Genomic DNA, 4,394 nt, shown 5'->3' on the forward strand with positions numbered 1-4,394 from the left:
GCTTGTTCTTGTACTCAGAGCTACTCTTAACATCAATGACGTAGTTGCCCTTGATATCTTCTCGCTTACTGAACTGCATGTTCCAAGCATAGAAGCGTCTAATCACCTTCTCAGTAACTTCGTCATCCCAATCCTGACTCTGGAAATCCAGCAGGGTGGTGGACGAATGTTGCATGATTAGCTGACCAGTTGCACTCTCCGTGTTCTGCGGACTGGACAAACCAGCGGCAGTGTTAGTGGTGGCACTCTCCTCCTCACCGAACTGCATAGCTAGATTAAGCACAGGCATGATCTGACCAATGACGTTGGTGGGGTTGAAGAACTGGATCGCTTCGTTAACAGTCTTGCTCGGATCAGTAAGATGCCACACCTTACCGGGCTGAAGATTCCAGTTACCATCCACAGGCTGAACATACTTCTTGTACATAGCAACCTGCGGACCAGAGGTCAGGGCTGCGTTGTCCAGAATCATGTGATAAGCCTGCGTAACAACACGCTGCGGATCTGCCAGCAGAAGCGGATGACCAAAGCCAAAGATGCTGCCCGGATCATTCTTCCATACAGACACAGCATACGGAGTTTCTGCGTAGCCCTCGATGTTAGCAATCTCCATACGGATGATCTTGCCAGCACACACCCACACTTCACCGAAGAACTCCATGACACCATCATCACTGTAGTCGCCCTCAATGCCCATGGCATTCAGTTCGTCGTAGGTGACAGGCCCATGGTATTCGAGCACGAGGTACTTCTTCTTCTTGTAGAGGTAGGGGTTGAGGTTCCACACATCTTCTTTAAGCGTAGAGATTTGAGCGTTGCATGCTTCCGGAGTAGAGTTGTCTCCACTGAGGATTGCAGCAATGGCGTCACCATCAAAGCCAGGGTGGGTTCTGTACTGCGACAGAGTGATGGGTGCCCAGCTATGGGATTCAATCACATCGTCACAATCCTTAAACTCCACGACAGACATATCAGGATAGAATCGCCACGGGGTTACATGAACAATGGTAGGGGTGTAGTCCGTGACAGGCTGGCTAATCCACACGCCACCTTCCTGAACATATTCCACAGTACGCTTGCCAGTATTCACCGGACCCTTTAGGATGCCAGTGCCGTAGATCACTCGATCTTCCATTGCCTTACGTGCGTGAGCCGCATAGTTACATGCGTCCAGCTGAGCCTCAATCTCCTTCTCCATCTGGATACAGGCGTAGCTCACAGCGTCACTCAGGTTGTTAGCCGGAGGGAAGATATCCCAGTTCTTTGCACCAGCTGCAAACTGCATCGAGTAGGATGTAGCAACAGCAGTGTCACACTTGGTACGAACAATGTTCGGTACAGGACGGGTATTCACCGCATCCTTTCTGAACGGATCATCCGGAAGGGCTCGACCATTAATGAGCGGCGAGTTGTACAGGTTACCTGCCTTAATCCACTCATGCTCTTTAACCACACGGTCGTTGGCTCGCCTGACAAAGTTGTCAGTAATCTTCTTGGCCAGCCCATCGAGGATTTCTATACGACGGGTGTCTTCAAGAGTAGCAAGCTGGGCAGCCTCTTCCGGAGTAAGATCCTCCTTGTTTCTCAGATCGTCTAGATTTAGATCAGACGTCATATCGAGTTGCACTATAGTTTACTCCTGTGAAAGTTTGGTCCTTCTTATTAGCAGCAATCTGTAGGTTGAGGATGACATAACGACCGGCATCCTGTGCGTGATCGTCTTCCTTAACAACCTTACCATTCTTGTCTCGACGGTAGATGAGATATTCCTTCAGCCAGTTCTGGCAGGTGGAGAACACCTTAAGCTTGCCGGAGGCGAGACGCTGGTTAATGAGGGAGATACCAGCTTCCACATCATTACGTGCAGCACGTATTTCCAGACCAAGATCAATGTACTGTCGCATCAACTGTGCACCATCACCCTGACTTCTACCACGAGAAGCAGGATCGATAACACCGGGAATCCAGTCACCTCTACTACGAATGTCGTGAGCATGCTTGGCAGGGAGTTCCTTACCAACGTAGTGCTCATCGTAGAAGTAGACAGTATCAGTGTTAGGATCAAGCGCTCCCCAAATGGCAGCAGTTCTATTCCAGCCCACGTCCATAGCAAACAGGCGAGGCCAGCTTTCAGGGATGGTGAACGGATCACACATAACCTTTTCCACCGGAGTGGTGAAGACGTTGCCGCTACCCATTGCAGGAGCACCGCTACGTCGTGCCTCTTTCATATGCTCAGGAGTATCTTCAAGCAGTCGAAGCTTGGTAGCCTCACTCAACCACGGAGCATCATCCCAACCAATCTGCAAGATTGCCTTGCTTTGACTCTGCCCAACCAAATGTTCCGTACCGTCGTCAATAGACAGGATGGGTTTGGCACCGAGCAGGAACGTAGCCTTGCGTGCAAAGTTAACCACCATAGGCGTAAGTCCTTGGAGCGGGGTAAAGGTCGCCACCATAATACCGTTAGTGGTAGCAGTTCGGATGTTACATTCGTTGTACACTTCAATCGGGCATTCTTCGTCGAGCCATACAAGATGGCGTGCCGTACCCATGAACGACTTCAGATCCTGCTGATAGTTCTTAAAGCCAAGGCGGCTCCAAGCACCCGTGCGGTGCTTAATCATGATAACGTCGATAGCTCCGGGAGTACCCTGCAAGCTAGCAGACTTACCAAGTGCACTGGCCGGAATCATGCCAGTTCCCCACTCGCCTTGCGGGCCGAGCAGTTCTGTCTGGATGGTATCTCGTACAGTACGCGCATCAGGGCCGACGGCCCACGCATCAATCGGATGTTCAAAGCGCCTACCCGCCCACCACGTCGGGTACTCACCGGTCAGGTGACATACAGTTTCGTAACAGCCCATAATGGATTTACCAGTACGGTTGCCAGATAGTGCAAGCCTTTCGTTAAAGTCAGCGCCAGCATCGAAGAACGCCTTATGCTTGGGCAGCGAAGCGATTGGATATTCACTATCCTCCGAGAACCATTTAGCTGTACCGCTCTGTACAGCGCCACTCTCAATCTTACGGAGGTGGGCTAGGATACGACGAAGCTTGGCAGGATTGACAGCTGCTTCGGAAGTGACAGAGAAGTTCTTGCGAACATCGTTAACAGCACCATCGCCGTAGTCACTCTTCATTAGTTCTTGAACCAGCCAGTCTTCACTGTCAATCATCGTCGCCTCCCATAATCTGACGGAATTGTGCCGGAGACTTGTTCTGGATACGAGCCATCGTATCTTGGATTTCCTTCTCAAGTTCAGCCGACTTCTGAGTGGATTCATTAGTTTCGAGAACGTCTACCCGGTCTCTCCAACCCAGTCTATTCTTCATCACCATGGCCCAAGTAGAACCTTGGAAACCCTTAGTGACGAGGTTGCGTCTAGCAACGTGGTGCCACCATGCCGCAGCTTTAGTGCGGCCAATGTCCACTACCTTTGCAAACCCGGAGTTCTCTTCATAGAGTTCCTTGAATCTCTTCTCTGGTAGATTGAGGAGAGCGGCGACCTCAACGTCGTCCGCCCCCTCGCTGTAGAGATTCAGGATCTTTTCGTGAAGAGTAGGTTCGTTACTCTGATGCTCCGACATAACCACCCTCGCCATCCGGACTCAGCCAGTTGGTTGCGTGCTCCGCTTCAGTGATGACAACGGCCAGCGGGAAGAGCTGAACACCACCCTCGCCAGTCGGGTTGACACCAACCAGCAGAGTGTCCAGCTTACCAGTGGCCTTGTTCTTGCAGATGGCCAAGCCAATCTGGTTGTTGAATGCACCACTCATAAAGGTATGGAACAGCTGTCGTACACCATCGTTCTTCTCATTGGCAAAGACCCATTCGGTCATGTTAATGCCAGTGGCTAGTTGAGCTTCCTGAACGTTACCCTCAGCCAGCTGAACCAGTTCCTTACTAATATCTTCACTCATTTGAATCTCCTTTGTTGATTAGTGGGTCTTGGCCCACTGCCATATGTATAGTTTAGATTACGGAGCCAGAATGTTGGCAGTACGGAGGGACGCCAACAGCGCATCAAACTCAGCCTTGGTCGGAGCTGCCACAGCATTCGGGACAGCAGCACCCTGGAACACCTTGCCCCTCACCGAAGTGGTTGCATTCGGAACAGCACTGGAGGCTTCAGCATCGCCAACAGCTGCGTCAAGCGCCTTGAGGAAACCTTCCAGATGCTGCGACGGGAGGTAGTTGTTCAGGGCAGTGACGACAGTGCGGACAGTATTATCAGACAGATTCGGGAACACCATTATTGTTTTCTCCTTAAGAGGTTTTAGTTACTTTGTGTTTGTCGCTAATGTCACCAGTGGCGAGGCGCGTTACAAGCTCAACAGCCCTACCTCCCACCTGTTTATACCACAGGCTCTTAACTAGATTGGCGGAAGC

The 4,394-nt window shown here is 51.1% G+C and carries 5 protein-coding genes; all 5 read right to left on the reverse strand.

Translation table 11 applies throughout. The features are described from left to right. Window positions 1-1,615: hypothetical protein (locus RR877_RS09800; RefSeq protein WP_332628082.1), on the reverse strand; the 1,615-nt coding region annotated here is incomplete at its 3' end. Next, on the reverse strand, window positions 1,605-3,179 hold the full coding sequence (locus RR877_RS09805) for a terminase family protein (protein ID WP_332628083.1): 1,575 nt from the start codon (window positions 3,177-3,179) through the stop codon (window positions 1,605-1,607). The genes RR877_RS09805 and RR877_RS09800, both read right to left, overlap by 11 nt. Then, the gene (locus tag RR877_RS09810) at window positions 3,172-3,591 is read right to left on the reverse strand and encodes a hypothetical protein (protein WP_332628084.1); all 420 of its coding nucleotides are present in this window, start codon (window positions 3,589-3,591) and stop codon (window positions 3,172-3,174) included. Before RR877_RS09810 ends, RR877_RS09805 begins: the two co-directional genes overlap by 8 nt. Then, window positions 3,572-3,925 carry a hypothetical protein gene (locus tag RR877_RS09815; protein WP_332628085.1) on the reverse strand — a complete coding sequence of 118 codons (354 nt, stop codon included), beginning with the start codon at window positions 3,923-3,925 and terminating at the stop codon, window positions 3,572-3,574. The genes RR877_RS09810 and RR877_RS09815 overlap by 20 nt, the downstream gene beginning before the upstream one ends. 57 nt (window positions 3,926-3,982) lie before the next feature. Beyond that, window positions 3,983-4,258 carry a hypothetical protein gene (locus RR877_RS09820; protein WP_332628086.1) on the reverse strand — a complete coding sequence of 92 codons (276 nt, stop codon included), beginning with the start codon at window positions 4,256-4,258 and terminating at the stop codon, window positions 3,983-3,985. Window positions 4,259-4,394: the final 136 nt, after the last annotated feature.

Source organism: Aurantimicrobium sp., from assembly GCF_036667855.1.
Classification (GTDB): domain Bacteria; phylum Actinomycetota; class Actinomycetes; order Actinomycetales; family Microbacteriaceae; genus Aurantimicrobium.

Coding starts and splice junctions, on each gene's coding strand:
- RR877_RS09810 (WP_332628084.1), bottom strand. CDS start 3,591: ATGTCGGAGCATCAGAGTAACGAACCTACTCTTCACGAAAAGATCCTG.
- RR877_RS09820 (WP_332628086.1), bottom strand. CDS start 4,258: ATGGTGTTCCCGAATCTGTCTGATAATACTGTCCGCACTGTCGTCACT.
- RR877_RS09805 (WP_332628083.1), bottom strand. CDS start 3,179: ATGATTGACAGTGAAGACTGGCTGGTTCAAGAACTAATGAAGAGTGAC.
- RR877_RS09815 (WP_332628085.1), bottom strand. CDS start 3,925: ATGAGTGAAGATATTAGTAAGGAACTGGTTCAGCTGGCTGAGGGTAAC.